Below are 16608 nucleotides of genomic sequence, written 5' to 3'. Positions count from 1 at the left end.
GACTCGACGTTCCGACGCTGGTGGATCTCGATACGCCCGCTTCGCGGCCTACTCGATCCGCATGCAACAGCGGCGTCTCGAGACCCGCCCCGCTCCCTACTCCGGCATCGAGAAGTCGGCGAAGTCGAAACCCGGCGACACCAGGCAGCTCACCACGGCGTCCTCCGCCGACGGCAGCGTCCGCTGCCACACGTCCGCCGGCACCAGCGCCTGCACCGGCAGCCCCTCGAACGCCGAGCCGAGGACCACGGTCTCGCCGTCCTCCGGCTCCTCGCCGAGACCGCCGTACTGCAGCGCCACCCGGCCGGGCCCGTTCCAGATCCACGTCTCCGCCGAGGACACCCGGTGCCAGGCCGACGCCTCGCCCGCCGGCAGCAGGAACACGATCAGCGTCGCCGCCGGCCGCTCCCGCACCGAGCCGTCCGCGCCGACGAGCGTCAGCCGCTCCGGCGACTCCCACGTCCGCCGGTACCAGCCGCCCTCGGGATGCGGCTCGAGCCCCATCGTCTCGGCGAGCGCCGGACGCCGCACCCGCTCGAGCACCCGCCCGTCCACGCTCAGCCGGTCGACGAACCCGCTCACCTCCGCGCCTGCCATCGGACCTCCCCGGAGATGATCGTGGCGAGGGCGGTCCCCTCGCCGGCCTCGACGACCGCGGCGAGCACGTCGTCGGACGAAGAACCGGACACCCCCAGCACCGCGAGGTCGGCGAGCGCCCCCGGCACCAGCGTGCCGAAGGACCCCGCCGCCCCCATCGCCACCGCGCCGCCGAGCGTCGCCGCCGCCAGCAGCCGCGCGTGCAGATCGCGCCCCACGTATCCCTGCGCCCGCGCGATCCGGCACAGCTCGGCCACATCCCCGAGCAGGTCCAGCGACGGCGTCGACGACAGCGAGTCCGTCCCGACCGCGATCGCGTTCCCCTCGCGCAGGTAGTCGGCGACCGGTGCTTCGTCGAGCCCGATCACCGCGTTCGAGCGCGGACACAGCGCCACAGAGGTCCCGGTGCGCCGCAGCGTCGCGCGATCGTCCGCGTCCACGTAGATCCCGTGCGCGATGTGCACGTCGTCGCCGAGCGCACCGATCGTCTCCGCGTACGCCACCGGCCGCAGCGCGCTGCCGCCGTTGCGCAGCAGGTGGAAGGCGTCGTAACCCCAGCGGCGCCACTGCTCCGCCAGGTCGCCGCGGCCGTGCATCGTGTACTCCGCCTCCCAGGCCGACTCGGCCAGGTGCAGGTGCCGGCGCACGCCGAGCTCCTGCGAGAGCCCGGTCAGGTCGCTCAGCACCGGGGTGTCCAGGGAGTACGGGGCGTGCGGCGAGAGTCCGATGCGCGTCACGCCGGAGGTGCGCACCAGCTCGGCGGTGATCGCGCGCCCGCTGCCGCGCCAGTCGTCCTCGAGGAGGCTCATCAGCTCCCAGTAGGCGATCCCGTGCACCCGGCCGTCCTCGAGCACGCGCAGCGCGTCGAGGTCGGTGACGATGTCGGCGATCGCCGTCGTGCCGGTCGAGACCGCGATCTCCAGTCCGGCGGCCGCCGAGGCGCCCCAGTCGTGCGGCTGCTCGTAGACCTCCTGGAAGGCGCGCGACCAGTCCTCGAAGCCGGCGTACCGGCCCTGGCCGACCGCGGACATGCAGGTGTACTGCAGGTGCGAGTGCGCGTTGACGAGGCCCGGGACGATCGCGCCCGGCCACTCCCGCACCGCCGGCGACTCGTCGCGGAGCCCCTCCAGCACCTCGTCCCGCGCCCCGACCGCGACGATCCGCTCGCCGCGCACGGCGACCGCCCCGTCCCGCACCGGCTCGCCCGCCACCGGCAGCACCCACGGCGCGCTGTGCACGGTGAGCACCGACATCGAGCTCCCGGCGCTCTCGCGCCCGAGCGACACCGCGCCGCTCACGGGATCCACGCCGACGGCATCAGTCCGCTGAGACTCGCCGTGCTCGCCGCGACCGCCAGCAGCACCGCCGCGCCCGTCACCGTCCAGTCGACCGGCGTGTAGCGGATCTCCCGCAGCCAGGTGCGCTTGCGCGTCCCGAAGCCGCGGAGATCGAGGGCGTCCACCGTGTCCTCCGCGTCCACGAACGACGTGATGGTGACCGGCACCATCAGCGGCGCCACCTCGCGCAGGCGCCGGATCGGATTGCGGGTCTGCGTCCGCTCGTAGCCGCGCAGCCGCTGGGCCGCGGCCGTCTCCTGCAGGTTCGAGGCCGCGCTGGGCAGGAACTTGAAGGTGAGGTCGATCCCGTAGGCGAAGCGCGCCGGCACCCCGAGTCGCGCGAACGCGACCGCGAGGTCTCCCGGGCGGATGGCGAACGCGAGCGGGAAGCCGACCGCGACCAGCGTGAGGAAGCGCAGCAGCAGGTTGACCGCGTACGACACCGCCCCCTCCGTGATCGCCAGCCCGACGACCGGCACCGTGAACAGCGTCGCGCCGGCCTCCGGCTCGCCGCTGCCGGTCGCGCCGACGATGAGCCCGTTGATCCCCGCGAAGACCAGCACGAACACGGCCACGACGGCCCAGTTCGAGCGCACCTCGCGGAACGGGATCCGCGCGCTGAGGTAGTACGCGAAGGCGACCACGGCGAGCGCCGCCATCCAGCGCAGATCGCGCACCTGGCTGGCCGTGACGACGAACATCACCGGCACCAGGATCAGCACGCGCGGATCCCGGCGGCCGAGGAAGGAGTCACCGCCGAGGTATCGAGGCGAGACCTCCATCCCGGGCGCCCGTCAGCGTCCGGCGAGGTTCTGCAGCGGCTTCCAGACCCGGTCGAGCACGGGCACCAGGATCACCGCGGTGATGCCGGTGGCGAGGATCGCCAGGAGGTAGGAGCCGAAGAACCAGTACTGGAAGGTCTGGCCGAGGAACAGGAAGTCGGTGGCGGTGAAGAGCAGCCCGACGACGACCGCGGCGACCGCGATGGCGGCGGCCCAGACGAGCTGGCGGCCGGTGGTGCGCGGCTCCTTGGCGTAGTAGCCGATCAGTCCGGCGAGCAGGCCGACGAGGCCGTTCGCGATGCTCCAGTTCCAGTAGGTGAGGAAGCCGTAGCCCATGATCTGGTCGACGATCGCGTTGCCGACGGCGCCGGTGAAGAAGCCGGCGACCGGTCCGAAGCGCAGGCCCACGAAGGGGATGATCGCGATCGCGGGGCGGATCGAGATCATCGTCCCGGGGATCACGAAGCTCAGGGCGCCGAGCGCGCCGTAGAGGGCGGCGCCGACGGCGCCGAAGACGATCGTGCGGGAGGAGACGGCCCAGGGGCCGGTCTTCGCGGCGGTGGAGGTGGTGGCGGTCACGGGTGTGTCCTTTCGAGGGAGGGAGAGGAGCTGCGGGGATCGGCGGTGCGTCCGGCGTGGGGGGTGCTGCCGGAGTCCTGCTGCGCACGGCGGAGGTGCCGGGCGAGGTCGAGCGGGCGCGGGAGGCGGCCGCTCGCGGGTCCGTGGTGCCGGGCGGCGCGCACGAAGTCGGTCTCGCGCAGCACCGCGCGGGAGTGGCCGGGGTCGACGCCCGGGCCGTGCCAGAGCGCCGCGTCGTGCACGACCTCGGCGGGGCTGGCGTCGGCGACGATCCCGCCGCCGTCGACGACCACCACGCGGTCCGCCCGGGCGAGCGCCATGTCGACGTCGTGGGTGATGAAGTACACGCTGTCGATCCCGTCGATCGCCCAGACCGCGTCGAGGAAGTGGCGGGAGGAGCGCTCGTCCTGCCCCGCCGTCGGCTCGTCGAGGATCAGCGTCCGCGGCCGCAGCGTGAGGGCGAGCGCGACGGCGAGCCGGCGCTGCTGCCCGAAGGAGAGCGTCCGCGGCGGCCGCTGCAGGATCCCCGGCACGTCGTCGAGCGACACGGCGCGCAGCGCAGCGTCGGCGATCGCGGGGATCTCCTCCGCCGGCACCCCGAGGTTGCGCGGCCCGAAAGCCAGCTCCGCCTCGACCGTCTCGCTGAAGAGCGCCTGGCCGGGATTCTGGAAGAGGTAGCCGCAGGTCGAGACGAGCTCGGCCGCGGTCAGCTCGTGCACCGGCCGGTCGTCCAGCAGCACGCGTCCGCGCGTCGGCGCGACCAGACCGACGGCCGCGCGCATCAGCGTCGACTTGCCGGCGCCGTTGCGGCCGAGGATCGCCACCCTCTCCCCCGCGTGGAAGCGCCGATCCACGGCGGCCACGATCGTCCGCGCGCCGTAGCCGAGCTCGGCGCCGTCGAAGTGCAGGCGGGCAGCACCGGCCGGGGCCGGACGCGCCTCCTCCTCGGGCGACTCCTCTCCCGCGGCGCCGGCGAGCAGCGCCTCGAACGGAAGCTTCACCGACTCGGGCGACGCGACCTCGAGGAACCCGGCGACGTCGCCCGAGTAGACGACGCGCCCCTCCTCCAGGTACACGACGCGGTCCGGCTCGAGCGCGAGCACCTCGTCGACGCGGTGCTCGACGATCACGGCCGCCCCGCCGCCGTCGACGTAGGCGCGCACCGCCCGCAGCAGCACGTCCGCCGCGTCGGGATCGAGGTTGGCCAGCGGCTCGTCGATGACGATCACCCGCGGATCGAGCACGAGGATCCCCGCGAAGGCGACGAGCTGCAGCTGCCCGCCGGACAGCTCGTGCGGCGGCGTCGCGAGCAGAGCGGTCAGCCCGAGCCGCTCGGCGACCCGGTGCGCGCGCTCGCGGATCTCGGCGGGCGGCGTCCCGCGGTTCTCCAGCCCGAACGCGATCTCGGCGAGCACGCTGTGCCCGACGACCTGCTTGCCCGGATCCTGCAGCAGCGTGCCGACGACCTCCGAGATGTCGCGCAGCGCGAGCGGAACCGCGTCCCGCCCCTCGACCTCGATCCGCCCGGTCACCTCGGCGCGGTAGGAGCGCGGCACCAGTCCGTTCAGCACCCGCAGCAGCGTGCTCTTGCCGCAGCCGGACGGGCCCGCGACCAGGACGACCTCGCCGCTCGACACCGAGAAGCTGGCGTCGACCAGCGACGGATGCTCCGCATTCCGGTAGGTCACGCCGACGCCGTCCAGGCGCAGCAGCTCGGTCACGAGCGCGCCCCGTCCCGCTGCGGCGCGGCCCGGCGGCCGGTCGAGGCCCAACTGCCGAGGAAGTCGCGCTGGGCGCTGCTCGGCGCGTCGATCCGCAGCCCGAGCGCGTCGAGCTTCGCGCGCGCGACCCGGTCGTCCACCTCGGGCGGGAGCAGGTGCACGGCAGGAGCGAGGCTCCCCGCCTCCCGCGCGAGCAGGTCGACGGCGGCCACCTGGACGCCGAAGGACAGGTCCATGATCTCGATCGGGTTCCCCTCACCGGCGGTGCAGTTGATGCAGCCGCCGTCGTCGAGCACCACGATCGAACGGCCGTTGGGCAGCGTGAAGCTCTCCAGCGCGTGGCCGATGCTCTGCCGGGTCGCGCCCGCGGCGAGCGCCGCGTCGATCGCGATCTCCTGCGCGACACCGCCTGAGACGGCCACGGCCGCCCCCTCCGGCAGGGCGAGCAGGTGCTCCACGTCGACGGTGTGCGCGATGCCCGTCGCCGAGATCAGCAGGTCGGCGCTGCCGGCCGCCGACTCCAGGGCGTCGACGTCGTAGCCGGCGAAGACCGCCTCGAGTGCGCGGACCGGGTCGACCTCCGCGATCGTCACGCGGGCGCCGAGCGCGCGGGCGTGCTGGGCGACCCCGCGGCCGACCGGTCCGAAGCCGGCGACGACGACGTGCGCGCGGTCGAGCGGAGTCGCGAGCAGGTCGAGCATGGTCAGGAGCGTCGACTGCCCGGTGCCGTGCCGGTTGTCGAAGAGGGTCTTGCAGCGCGCGTCGTTGACCGCGAGCACCGGGATCCGCAGCGCGCCCTCGCGCTCCATCACCCGGAGCGGGCGCAGGCCGCTCGTGGTCTCCTCCGTCGCGCCGCGCAGGGTCTCGAAGACGGCGGGCCGGTCGGTGTGCGCGAGCCGGGTCACCGACGAGCCGTCGTCGACCAGGATGTCCGGGCGCCGGTCCAGCAGTCCGAGCGCGAACGCGCGGTCGTCGGCGGCGCTCGCGTCCGAACGGGCGAAGACCGCGATCCCCGCGTGCTGCAGGGCGGCCGCGGTGTCGTCGTGGGTGTTGGAGGCGCCGCACATCACGCTGACGTCGGCGCCGGCCGCCGCCAGCTCGAGCGCGAGCGTCGCCGTCTTGGGCTCGAGCACGAGCACCAGCCCGATCCGCAGGCCCCGCACGGCGCCGCTCTCGCGGAGCTGTCCGGCGATCCCGCGGGTCACCGGCATGAAGCGCGCGGCCCAGTCGATCTTGTCCTGCCCCTGCCGCCGGAGCGAGGGGTCCCGGATCGGCGCGGTCATCGGAGCAGCTCCCGCGCGAGGGCGCGGTCGGCGCGCTCGTGCAGATCGCCGGGCGACGGGTCCTGCTCCCGGGCGGCCTCGACCGCGGCCGCGAAGCGCGCGGACAGCTGCTCGCGCGTGCGGCGGACCGAGCCGTCGGCGACGTCGCGCGCCACCAGGAGGAAGAGCTCGCGCCCGGCGTCCGCGATGCGGTCGATCCCGGGGCGGCCGGAGGAGGGGTCGGTGCGGGCGGTCACGGCCGGGCGCTCCTCCGCCGCGTCGACCAGGAGCAGAGGACCGCCGGTGCCGAGCAGCGCCGCGGTGACCGGCGACCGGAGCTCGCCCGTTGCGAACGCGATCGTCGCATCCCGCAGGTCCGCCGAGTCCGCTGTCTGCACCGTCAGCCCGAGCTGGGCCATCTCGACCAGCGCGATCGGATCGTCGCCCACGACGATCACGCGAGCGCCCGTCGCGGCGGTCCTGCTCGCCAGCTCGACGGCGAGCGGCCCGGTCCCGAGAACGGCGACCCGGGTGTGCGCGAAGGAGAGGTTGGAGGCCGCGGCGACCGCGCGGAGCACGGCCTGTGCCCACGCGGTGCGGGTCAGCGCTCGGACGACCCGGGAGTCACCGGACGCGTCGGCCGCCGTCGCGGGCAGCGCGGCGCGGCGCAACGGGGTGAGGGTGGCGTGCATGACGCTCCAGGGGAGTCGGCGGTTCTAAGCGGTTAGCGTGACCATAGTCGCGCCCTGTTTCCCCCACCCGCCCGTTTATTACGCCCATGTGAAACATTCGTCGGCGGGCCGACCACGCCGACCGGCGTCCGGCGCAGATCATGCTGATCGAGCGGCCCGCACATCCCGAGCCGATCATGCTGATCGAGTAGCCCGCGCAGCGGGCGTCTCGAGATTCCCCCACCCCCCTCCCTTAGGCTGACCGGATGTCAGCCCGCCCCCGGCGCCCCACCCTCGCCGATGTGGCCCGCTCGGCCGGCACCTCCGCCACCGTCGTCAGCTACGTCGTCAACAACGGCCCGCGCCCCGTCTCCCCCGAGCTCCGTGCCCGCGTCGAGACCGCCATCACCGCGCTCGGCTTCCGCCGCAACACCCTCGCCGAGGCGCTCAGCGTCGGCCGCTCGAACCTGGTCGGCCTGCTCGTCCCCGACTCCTCGAACGCCTTCTTCGGCGAGCTGGCGCGCGAGATCGAGCACGAGGCCCGCCGTCGCTCGCTGCTGACCCTCCTCGGCAACACCGAGTACGACCCGGAGGTGGAGCGCGGCTACGAGCGCACCTTCGCCGATCTCCGCACCGCCGGCATCCTCCTGATCACCATCGACCCGGCCAGCACCGCCGACACCGCCCCCCGCGTCTTCCTGCACTCCGCGGCCCCCACCGACACCGAGCCGAGCGTCGTCTTCGACGACGAGCAGGGCGTCCGAGCCGCGGTCGAGCACCTGCTCTCCCACGGCCACGAGGACGTGCACTGCGTCACCGGCCCCGACGACTTCGGTCCCTCGGGCCTCCGCGCCCGCTTCTGGGCGGAGGCGAGGGGAGGCGCCGCAGGCCGCCTGCACCGCGTGCCGATGGACCGCGTCTCGGCCGAGGCCGCCCTCCGCACGATCCTGCACACCGAGCGTCCGCGGGCTGTCTTCGCCACCACCGACGAGCACGCCCTCGCCCTCCTCCGCGCCGCCTCCCAGGAGGGGATCCGCGTCCCGGCCGAGCTCGCGATCGTCGGCTTCGACGGCATCCGCGAGGCACTGCTCGGCGGTGTCCGCGTCACCACCGTCGCCGTCCCCGTCCGCGAGATGGCCCGCATCGCCTTCGAGCTCCTCGACGAGACCCTGGCCGACGCCCCCGTCCGCCACGTCCGCCTGCCGACCACCCTCGTCCTCGGCGAGACCTGCGGCTGCACCCCCACCCCCTGACGCCGGATCCACGGGGAAGAGTGGCCCGCGGACACGCTGGTCGAGTAGCCGCGCAGCGGCCCCTCCATGCTGGTCGAGTAGCCGCGCAGCGGCGTATCGAGACCCACCGCCCGATGAAGGCCCGGTCTGCAGACTCGTCCTTCTGGCGCCGGTGGATCTCGATACGCCCGCTCCGCGGGCTACTCGATCAGCATGAAGTGCGCCCGACAGTCCGGATCCGCAGACCACGGCACCCGATCCGGACGCAGAACATCAGCCAGGCGTCACTCTCAGCGCCCCTCGGCGACGACGCACGTCCTCGGCTGATGTACCGCCGCCGCCACTGCGCAGAACATCAGCTGAGACGGGGGCCCCTCCGCTGACAGCGGAGGCCGGGTGCTCTCAGCTGATGTTGTGCGCGCAGCACCCCTCCACGCCAGTCGGCCGGCCACGCAGCGCCCCTTCCACGTCGGCCGGCCGGCCGCGCAGCACCCCTTCCACGTCGGCCGGCCGGCCGCGCAGCACCCCTTCCATGCTGGTCGAGTAGCCGCGCCAGCGGCGTATCGAGACCCGCCGCCCTCAGCCGATCGCCGCCAGCCGCCCCACGACGCCCTCGCCCAGCCGCGCCACGTACCCCTCCGGGTCCGGCCCCTGCGGCGCGAGCTCGACCAGCGAGATCCCCAGCGCCGCGTACTCCTCCATCGCCCGCACGAACCCGTCCGGGTCGCCGACCGGGTCGCCGCCGCCGATGATCGTCTTCGTGATCGCGTCGTAGTCGCGCCCGAGGTCGTCGCAGTGGCGGCGCAGCACGTCGAGCTTGTGCGCGACCCCTTCCGCCCCGATCGCGAACAGGTTGCAGGCGTCGCCGTACTCCGCGACCAGCCGCAGCGTCTTCTTCTCGCCGCTGCCGCCGATCAGGATCGGCGGCCCCGGCCGCTGGATCGGCTCCGGGTGGTTCAGCGTCTCCGCCAGCTGGAAGTGCTTCCCCGTGTACGGCCCGTCGTTCTCGCTCCACATCTGCTTGCAGATCTGCAGCGTCTCCTCGAGCCGCTCGAACCGCTCCTTCAGCGCCGGGTACGGCACGCCGAGCCCGAGGTGCTCCCGCTCGTACCAGGCCGCGCCGATCCCGAGCATCGCCCGCCCGCCCGACAGCACGTCGAGCGTCGTCACGATCTTCGCCAGCAGTCCCGGGTGCCGGTAGGTCACGCCCGTCACGAGCAGCCCCAGCCGCAGCCGCTCCGTCCGCCCCGCGACGAAGCCGAGCGAGGTGTACCCCTCGAGCATCGGATCCTCGCTCGTCGCGAACTGCTCCATCTGGAAGTAGTGGTCCATCAGCGTGAACCACTCGCAGCCGACGTCCTCCGCCGTCCGCGCCGTCGCCCCGAGGATCGGCGCGATCCCGGCACTGCCCCCCGGCAGCGTGAAGTTCATGAAATGAACTCCCACCTTCATGCGAGCCCCTCCGTCCCGTCGCGAGGCGACCTTTGAACCGACTCGATGTGCGTTCCGACCTGCATGCGCGCGCTCCTGACTCCTCGGAGGCGGATGGTGCCCGGCGGGACTCCGCCGTCTCCACGCCCGCTCCCCTGCTGATGACTCGATCCGAGCCTCCCACGCGCCGCCGCCGGTCGGGCCCGCACTCCGCGGACTCCCATCCACGCAGTGGTCGGAACGCGCCACCCGGCGATGACGGCCGCCACGGCGGAGCACTGCCCCCCCTACCGTGGTGAAACGTTCCACGGGTCGGCCGCTCCGCAACCGCAGAAGCAAGGCCCGGCCGCCGCCCGCCCGTCCCCCGCCCGCCCGTCAGTTCCACGTCGACCACAGGAGTTCGCACCATGTCCGCAGAGCGCGCGCGATTCCCAGGACTGCTTCCCGAGACCGTCCGCCGGCGGACCCGCGTCGGACTCGTCGCCGGCGGGCTGGGCGCCTACTGGCCCCAGTTCCCCGCCCTCCTGCCCCAGCTGCAGGAGTCGGCCCGCTACGTCTCCGGCCGCCTGGCGGAGCTCGACGTCGAGGTGACCGATGCCGGCTTCATCAGCGACGCCCACGGCGCGGCCTCGGCGGCGGAGGCGCTGCGCCGGGCCGATCCCGATCTCCTCGTGGTCTTCCTCACCACCTACCTCACCGCGTCGATGGTCCTGCCCATCGCGCAGCGGACGGGCGCTCCCGTCCTGATCATCGATCTCCAGCCCACGGCGGCGATGGACCACGAGAGCTTCGGCACCGGGGAGTGGCTCGCGTACTGCGGGCAGTGCTCGGTACCCGAGATGGGCAACGTGTTCCGCCGCGCCGGCATCCCGTTCCGCTCCGTCTCCGGCCACCTGCGCGACGAGAGCGCGTGGGAGCGCATCGGCCGCTGGATCGGCGCCGCTCACGTCCGCGCCGCGCTGCGCCACGGCAGGCACGGCCTCATGGGGCACCTCTATCCCGGGATGCTCGACGTCTCGACCGACCTCACCACGGTCTCGACGACCTTCGGCTCGCACGTCGAGGTCCTCGAGTTCGACGACCTGCGCGTCCGTGTCGAAGCGGTGACCGACGCCGAGGTGGAGGAGCGCATGGAGCTGGCGCGGTGCGTCTTCACAGTCGACGACACCGTCGAGGAGGAGGACTTCTCCTGGGGCGCGAAGGTCTCGGTGGGCCTCGACCGGCTGATCGAGGACTTCCGGCTCGACTCGCTCGCCTATTATCACCGCGGCCTGAACGGCGAGCAGCACGAGCGACTCGGCGCCGGCATGATCCTGGGCGCGTCGCTGCTCACGGCCCGCGGTCTCCCGGTCGCGGGCGAGTACGAGCTGCGCGCGTCGCTCGCGATGCTGATCGCCCAGCGCCTCGGAGCCGGCGGCTCCTTCACCGAGATCCAGGGCCTGAACTTCGTCGACGGCGTGGTCGAGATGGGCCACGACGGACCCGCGCACCTCGCGATCTCCTCCGGCCCTCCGCTGCTGCGGGGCCTCGGGGTCTACCACGGCAAGCGCGGCTGGGGCGTCTCGGTCGAGCTCGACGTCCGTCCCGGCCCGGTGACCGTCTTCGGCCTCGGGCAGGAGCGCGACGGCTCCTACGTCTTCGTCGCCTCCGAGGGCACCGTGGTGCCCGGCCCCCTGCTGCGGATCGGCAACACCACGTCCCGCGTCGACTTCGGCGGTGATCCGGGGCTCTGGGTCGACGAGTGGAGCGCTTCGGGCGTCGACCACCACTGGGCGCTGTGCGTCGGTCACCGCGCCCGCGACCTCCAGGCCGCCGCCGAGCTCCTCGGCGTGGCCTTCCGCCGGGTTCAGCTCTGACCTCGGCGCCCATCGACGGCGCACGACCACCTCGTTCAAGGGAGAACAGTCCAATGGCACGTTTCGGAGCGACCTCCACCACCGGTTGGAAGGCCACCGTCTCGGTGGCGATGTCGAACTACATCGAGGCCGGCTCGATCATCGCGATCGCCACCAGCCTCGGCTTCTGGCAGGCGGAGTTCGGCATCGACGACACGGCTGTCGGCCTGCTCGCGGCCGTCAGCGCGAACGCGTTCGGAGCCGCGGTCGGCGCGCTGATCGGCGGTCCGCTCTGCGACCGCTACGGCCGCAAGTTCATCTACACCTACGACCTGATCCTCTACATGGTCGGGATCCTGCTGGCGGCGTTCGCCTTCGACGTCTGGATGCTGGGGGCCGCCTTCGTCCTCACGGGGATCGCGGTCGGCGCCGGCGTCCCCGCGTCCTGGACGTACATCGCGGAGGAGGCACCGGCCGGCCGGCGCGCGAAGCACGTCGGTACGGCGCAGCTCGCCTGGTCGATGGGGCCGGTCGTCGGCTTCGCACTGGCGACCGTGCTCGCCCCCCTGGGCCTGCTGGGCAGTCGACTCGTCTTCGTCCACCTGTTCCTCGTCGCGTTCGTCGTCTGGTGGATCCGCCAGGGACTCCACGAGTCGGTCCTCTGGAAGGAGTCGAACAGCCGCGCACTGCGGACCCGCGCACCGCGTCGCGGCCTCCGGGAGCTGCTCTCGAGGCCGACGAACGTCAGGGCCCTGGTCTTCCTCTTCGGGATCTACGGATTCTGGGGGGTGTGCGCCGGTCAGATGGGGATCTTCATGCCCCGGGTCTACGCCACGGCGGGAGTCGCCGACCCCGTCGCCCAGAACCTGCTCCAGGTGCTGCTCTGGAGCTGCACCGTCCTCGCGACCTGGCTGGGCTTCATGCGATTCGGAGACCGGGTGAGCCGCAGGCTGCTCTACACCGCCGGTGCGGCCCTGGGGATCGTCGCGTGGGTCCTGCTCGTGTTCGCCGAGGTCACGCTCCCGGTCCTCCTGCTGTTCGCGGTCTGCTGGGGAGTCTCCGCGGGCACCGGCGCGCAGGCGTTCTACAGCTTGTGGGCGAGCGAGCTGTTCGCCACCCCGTACCGCGCGAGCGCGCAGGGAGTCCTGTTCTTCGCCGCCCGCGTCGCAGTCGGGGTGCTCAGCTACTACTTCCCGACGGTGCTCGCCGCCCACGGCGTCCCCGTGGTCGGTCTCATCATGATCGCGCTGCTGCTGATCGCCCTCACCGTCGGTGCGATCTGGGCCCCGCAGACCAGAGGGAAGACCCTGCAGCAGATCGAGTTCGACCGCTACGGAGAGCTGATCGCCGCCGCCCCCCGCGCCGGCGAGACCGCACGTCCGACCCTCGGCTAGACGCCGTGTCTTCCGACGGACCATCGGCGCTGCGCTTCGACCCGTCTCCTCAGGGAATGTGGTCGTGCTGGTCGTGAGTGGTCTGCGGCGCGCGGAGTCCCCGCCAGAAGGGCTCGTGTGGTGAGTGCTCGATGATGAGCGACGGAAGGATGGCTACGGCGCCTGCACCTCGAAGGAGGATGTCATCAAGCGACGCGACGACGTCGAGCACGGATCTCGGATCGAACTGCCCGGCCAGACGCTTCGCCTTCGTCCGGACGTTGTTCGGCGTCGGTCCGGCGTCGATGATCGAGTGGTTCCACAGCCGACTGTGGTGAGCACACCTGTTGCGCAGATACACGAGCGCCCGAACTCGGTATGCGAATCCCGCCTGAGCGATACCGAGGCTCGAGGCGACTGCGCCGGCCAGCGACCCGGAATCACCGCGTTCGATGCACTTCGACAGCGTGCCGAACGACCAAGCGTCGACTGCAGACCAGATCGGCAGCGCATCGAAGCGTGCAGTCCCCACCTCGCGAGTGTTCGCTGTGAACCGCAGAATGTGCCTCTCCCGACAGCGTTCGATGTCTCGGAGGCACGCCTCCGCGGTCGGCTCCACAGAGGGAGCATCCGAGTAGAAGGCGGCCGAGAGATACGACCTGTAGGGGCCGTGTCGATCGGCGATGACATGAGCGGTGTGGCTGCGGAGGAGGATCTCGGCGTGCGCGAGCTGCGCGCTGAGCGACTGCCTCAGCTCTTCGTCTGCGTCGTAGATCCTCCGGATCCCTTCGAAGGAGGTGTCCTGGACGAACATGTCGTCGCCGTCCTGTGGGGCGCGCTGAAAATACCTGGCATAGCCGGAGAACCGGTAGTAGTTCTGCGCCGCTAGGAATCTCTCGCAGGCCGCTGGGTCACCGATGGCGAGGTCGCGCTGGCGAAGCAACTGAACCTGCTGCGCCCACGAAAGGCTCGGCTTCAGAGCCACTGCAGTACCCCGATACCCATAAAAAAGGCCCCTCCCATTTGAGCTTCAAGGAGAGGCTTGGGAGGGGGTCGATTGGTTCGACTTTACCAGGTGCCCACGCGGCGCGGACTGTCGGACCGGTACCGGCGCGGAACGTCGAGTCCTTGGCGTCCGACGCAACAAGATGCTGCCGCTGCCCGTCACCGCGGCGCGTACCGCGTCAGCACTGCGCCCTCCGGCAGTGGCTCGCTGTCGAGGAAGCGCAGCTCCGGTCGGAACCCCGCAGCGAAGTACGGCGTCCCGCCGCCGAGGACGAACGGCTGCGTGTAGAGCCGGTACTCGTCGATCAGCCCTGCCGCGCCGAGTGCGGCGGCCAGCGTCGGCCCGCTCACCTCGATCGCACCCTCGGTCTCGGCCTTGATCCGCCGGAACGCGTCGACCGCATCGGACGCGATCAGCCTCACGCCCTCGGGCACCTCGGTCACCGTCGACGAGAAGACGACCTTCGGAGTCTCGACCCACGCCTGGGCGAAGTCCTCGGCGACCTCGTCCCACTCCGGATCCGGCCGGCCCCAGTACGCCATCATCCGCCACATGCGGGTGCCGTAGACCGACAGGGCGGCGGCGCGCTGCCCGTCGTTGAAGACCCGGTGCAGCGCGGGCCCTGGCGCGGGGAAACCGGAGATGTCCCCGTCCGCCGCCGCGACGAACCCGTCGACCGACACGAGCATCCCGTAGCTGACGAACCCCATCGGAGCCTCCTGACCGGCGCGACCCCGGCGTCGCACGCCCCGATGCTAGCCACGCACTCGCGGCACCCGGAAGAGGAGACGCCCGGAAGAGGAGACGTGCGAACGAGTCCTACGCCCCGACGCGGAACCGGCGCCCGCCGAACTCCACGACGTCGCCGACCGCCAGCTGCCGCCCGCGCCGCCGGTCCACCTCGCCGTTCACGCTGACGAAGCCGTCCGCGACGGCCTCCTTCACCTCGCCCCCGGAGTCGAGGATCCCCGCGAACTTCAGGAACTGCCCGAGCCGGATGCTCTCCCCGTCGAGCGCGACCTCCTCGACCGGATCCTGTGCAGCCACGAGCGTCAGACCGCCGGGATGTCCGCGAAGCGGGAGAAGTGGCCGTGGAAGCCCACGGTCACCGTGCGGGTCGGACCGTTGCGGTGCTTGGCGACGATGAGGTCGGCCTCGCCCGCGCGCGGGTTGTCCTTCTCGTAGGCGCTCTCGCGGTGCAGGAGGATCACCATGTCGGCGTCCTGCTCGATCGAGCCGGACTCGCGGAGGTCGGAGATCGCCGGCAGCTTGTCGGCGCGCTGCTCCGGTCCACGGTTCAGCTGCGACAGCGCGATGACCGGCACCTGCAGCTCCTTCGCGAGCAGCTTCAGCGCACGGGAGAACTCGGAGACCTCCTGCTGGCGGCTCTCGACCTTCTTGCCCGAGGTCATCAGCTGGAGGTAGTCGATGACGACCATCTTCAGGCCGATGCGCTGCTTGAGCCGGCGGCACTTCGCGCGGATCTCGACGAGCGTGAGGTTCGGCGAGTCGTCGATGTAGAGCGGAGCGTCGTTGATGCGGCCCCGGGTCGAGGCGATGGTCGTCCAGTCGCGCTGGTCGACCGTGCCCTTGCGCATGTGCTGCAGCGGAACGGACGCCTCGGCCGAGAGCAGGCGCATCGCGATCTCGCTGCGCCCCATCTCGAGCGAGAAGAAGATCGTCGCCATGTTGTGCTTGATCGCGGCGGCGCGGGCGAAGTCGAGCGCGAGCGTCGACTTTCCGAGCGCCGGTCGCGCCGCGACGATGATCATCTGGCCGGGGTGGAAGCCGTTGGTGAGGTCGTCCAGGTCGGCGAAGCCGGTCGGCACGCCGGTGAAGGCGCCGTCCTTGTGCGCCGCGGCCTCGATCTCATCGATGGCGACGGTCACCGCGTCGGTCAGCGGGACGTAGTCCTCCGCCGTCTCGGACCCGGTGACGTTGTAGATCTCGGCCTGCGCCGTGTTGACGAGGTCGAGCACCTCGCCCTCGCCCTGGTAGCCCATCTGCGCGATGCGCGTGCCCGCCTCGACCAGGCGGCGCAGCAGCGCGCGCTCGGCCACGATCGACGCGTAGTAGCCCGCGTTCGCCGCGGTCGGCACCATCGCGGTGAGCGAGTGCAGGTAGTCGGCGCCGCCGGCGCGCTGCAGCTCGCCCTGCTTGGTCAGCTCGTCGGTGACGGCGATGACGTCGGTCGGCTCGCCGTGCGAGTAGAGCGCCAGGATCGCCTCGAAGACGATCTCGTGCTTGGGGATGTAGAAGTCGGTCGCCTTGACGCTCTCCACGACGTCGGCGACGGCGTCCTTCGAGAGCAGCATGCCGCCGAGCGCCGACTGCTCCGCGAGCAGGTCGTGCGGGGGCGTGCGCTCGTTGCTGCGCGGGGAGTCCCCTCGGGAGTCCCGCCCGTCTCGTCCGTCCGAGCCGGGAACCGCCAGGTGCGCGATCGTCATGCCTTCGCCTCCTCCTGTCGGGTGCCTCGCGGAACGGGTGGCGACACGGTCGAGCCGCCTGTCGCGAGTGCCGGACACAGGTCTACGCCCGACCTCCGACAGCGGCCGCTCGGCGCCCGCCCCGCTCCCCTCGCGGGGCGCTGCGCCACACTACGGACCGCCCGCCGCCGGGGTCAAACCACCCTGTGGAGAGAACTGTGGAGAACGAGCGGGAAACGCCGCACCCGCTGTGGGCAACATGTGGACAACCCTGTGGGAACTCGACTGTCGGACAAGTTTTTTCGACGACCTGACCAGGCTTTTCCCGCTTTCCACAGGTGTGTGGGGAAAAGAGT

The 16608-nt window shown here is 72.0% G+C and carries 15 protein-coding genes; 3 read left to right on the top strand and 12 right to left on the bottom strand.

The window, feature by feature from the left end:
* Window positions 1–96: 96 nt before the first annotated feature.
* The 7 genes from EDF22_RS17715 to EDF22_RS17685 are packed head-to-tail and all read right to left on the bottom strand — an operon-like array spanning window position 97 to window position 6970.
* Window positions 97–582 carry a cupin domain-containing protein gene (locus tag EDF22_RS17715; protein ID WP_260303539.1) on the bottom strand — a complete coding sequence of 162 codons (486 nt, stop codon included), beginning with the start codon at window positions 580–582 and terminating at the stop codon, window positions 97–99.
* A complete protein-coding gene (locus tag EDF22_RS17710; RefSeq protein WP_260303538.1) occupies window positions 579–1904 on the bottom strand; it encodes an amidohydrolase family protein in 1326 nt (441 codons plus the stop codon). The genes EDF22_RS17715 and EDF22_RS17710 overlap by 4 nt, the downstream gene beginning before the upstream one ends.
* The gene (locus EDF22_RS17705; protein ID WP_123706136.1) at window positions 1892–2716 is read right to left on the bottom strand and encodes an energy-coupling factor transporter transmembrane protein EcfT; all 825 of its coding nucleotides are present in this window, start codon (window positions 2714–2716) and stop codon (window positions 1892–1894) included. Before EDF22_RS17705 ends, EDF22_RS17710 begins: the two co-directional genes overlap by 13 nt.
* Window positions 2717–2728: 12 nt before the next feature.
* Complete coding sequence (locus tag EDF22_RS20980; protein ID WP_123447291.1) at window positions 2729–3295, bottom strand: ECF transporter S component; 567 nt, start codon at window positions 3293–3295, stop codon at window positions 2729–2731.
* A complete protein-coding gene (locus EDF22_RS17695; RefSeq protein ID WP_185039082.1) occupies window positions 3292–5016 on the bottom strand; it encodes an ABC transporter ATP-binding protein in 1725 nt (574 codons plus the stop codon). Before EDF22_RS17695 ends, EDF22_RS20980 begins: the two co-directional genes overlap by 4 nt.
* The gene (locus EDF22_RS17690; protein ID WP_123706134.1) at window positions 5013–6299 is read right to left on the bottom strand and encodes an adenosylhomocysteinase; all 1287 of its coding nucleotides are present in this window, start codon (window positions 6297–6299) and stop codon (window positions 5013–5015) included. The genes EDF22_RS17695 and EDF22_RS17690 overlap by 4 nt, the downstream gene beginning before the upstream one ends.
* A complete protein-coding gene (locus tag EDF22_RS17685) occupies window positions 6296–6970 on the bottom strand; it encodes a hypothetical protein (RefSeq protein WP_123706133.1) in 675 nt (224 codons plus the stop codon). The genes EDF22_RS17690 and EDF22_RS17685 overlap by 4 nt, the downstream gene beginning before the upstream one ends.
* Before the next feature lie 245 nt (window positions 6971–7215).
* Between EDF22_RS17685 and EDF22_RS17680 the strand changes: the two genes are divergently transcribed.
* Window positions 7216–8202 (top strand): LacI family DNA-binding transcriptional regulator, encoded by a 987-nt coding sequence (locus EDF22_RS17680; protein WP_123706132.1) that lies wholly within the window; start codon window positions 7216–7218, stop codon window positions 8200–8202.
* 558 nt (window positions 8203–8760) lie between these two features.
* Here EDF22_RS17680 and EDF22_RS17675 read toward each other — a convergent pair.
* Window positions 8761–9633, bottom strand: a complete 873-nt coding sequence (locus tag EDF22_RS17675; protein ID WP_123706131.1) for an LLM class F420-dependent oxidoreductase — start codon at window positions 9631–9633, stop codon at window positions 8761–8763.
* A gap of 386 nt (window positions 9634–10019) precedes the next feature.
* Between EDF22_RS17675 and EDF22_RS17670 the strand changes: the two genes are divergently transcribed.
* Both EDF22_RS17670 and EDF22_RS17665 read left to right on the top strand, forming a co-directional pair.
* Complete coding sequence (locus tag EDF22_RS17670; protein WP_123706130.1) at window positions 10020–11468, top strand: L-fucose/L-arabinose isomerase family protein; 1449 nt, start codon at window positions 10020–10022, stop codon at window positions 11466–11468.
* A 53-nt stretch (window positions 11469–11521) separates the two neighbouring features.
* Complete coding sequence (locus EDF22_RS17665; RefSeq protein WP_123706129.1) at window positions 11522–12841, top strand: MFS transporter; 1320 nt, start codon at window positions 11522–11524, stop codon at window positions 12839–12841.
* Window positions 12842–12890: 49 nt separating this feature from the next.
* Here the strand turns inward: EDF22_RS17665 and EDF22_RS17660 are convergent, their stop codons facing one another.
* The 4 genes from EDF22_RS17660 to dnaB all read right to left on the bottom strand — a co-directional run bounded on the left by EDF22_RS17660 (window position 12891) and on the right by dnaB (window position 16273).
* On the bottom strand, window positions 12891–13805 hold the full coding sequence (locus tag EDF22_RS17660) for an Abi family protein (RefSeq protein ID WP_260303537.1): 915 nt from the start codon (window positions 13803–13805) through the stop codon (window positions 12891–12893).
* 179 nt (window positions 13806–13984) lie between these two features.
* A complete protein-coding gene (locus tag EDF22_RS17655; RefSeq protein WP_123706128.1) occupies window positions 13985–14536 on the bottom strand; it encodes a dihydrofolate reductase family protein in 552 nt (183 codons plus the stop codon).
* A 109-nt stretch (window positions 14537–14645) separates the two neighbouring features.
* Window positions 14646–14873 (bottom strand): RNA-binding S4 domain-containing protein, encoded by a 228-nt coding sequence (locus tag EDF22_RS17650; protein ID WP_123706127.1) that lies wholly within the window; start codon window positions 14871–14873, stop codon window positions 14646–14648.
* A gap of 5 nt (window positions 14874–14878) precedes the next feature.
* Complete coding sequence (gene dnaB, locus EDF22_RS17645) at window positions 14879–16273, bottom strand: replicative DNA helicase (RefSeq protein ID WP_123447283.1); 1395 nt, start codon at window positions 16271–16273, stop codon at window positions 14879–14881.
* Between the last annotated feature and the right edge of the window lie 335 nt (window positions 16274–16608).

The sequence above is a fragment of the Rathayibacter sp. PhB127 genome (assembly GCF_003751665.1).
Lineage (GTDB): Bacteria > Actinomycetota > Actinomycetes > Actinomycetales > Microbacteriaceae > Rathayibacter > Rathayibacter festucae.
The sequence above is the reverse complement of the archived record's forward strand: the minus strand, read 5'-3'. Positions and strand labels throughout refer to the sequence as shown.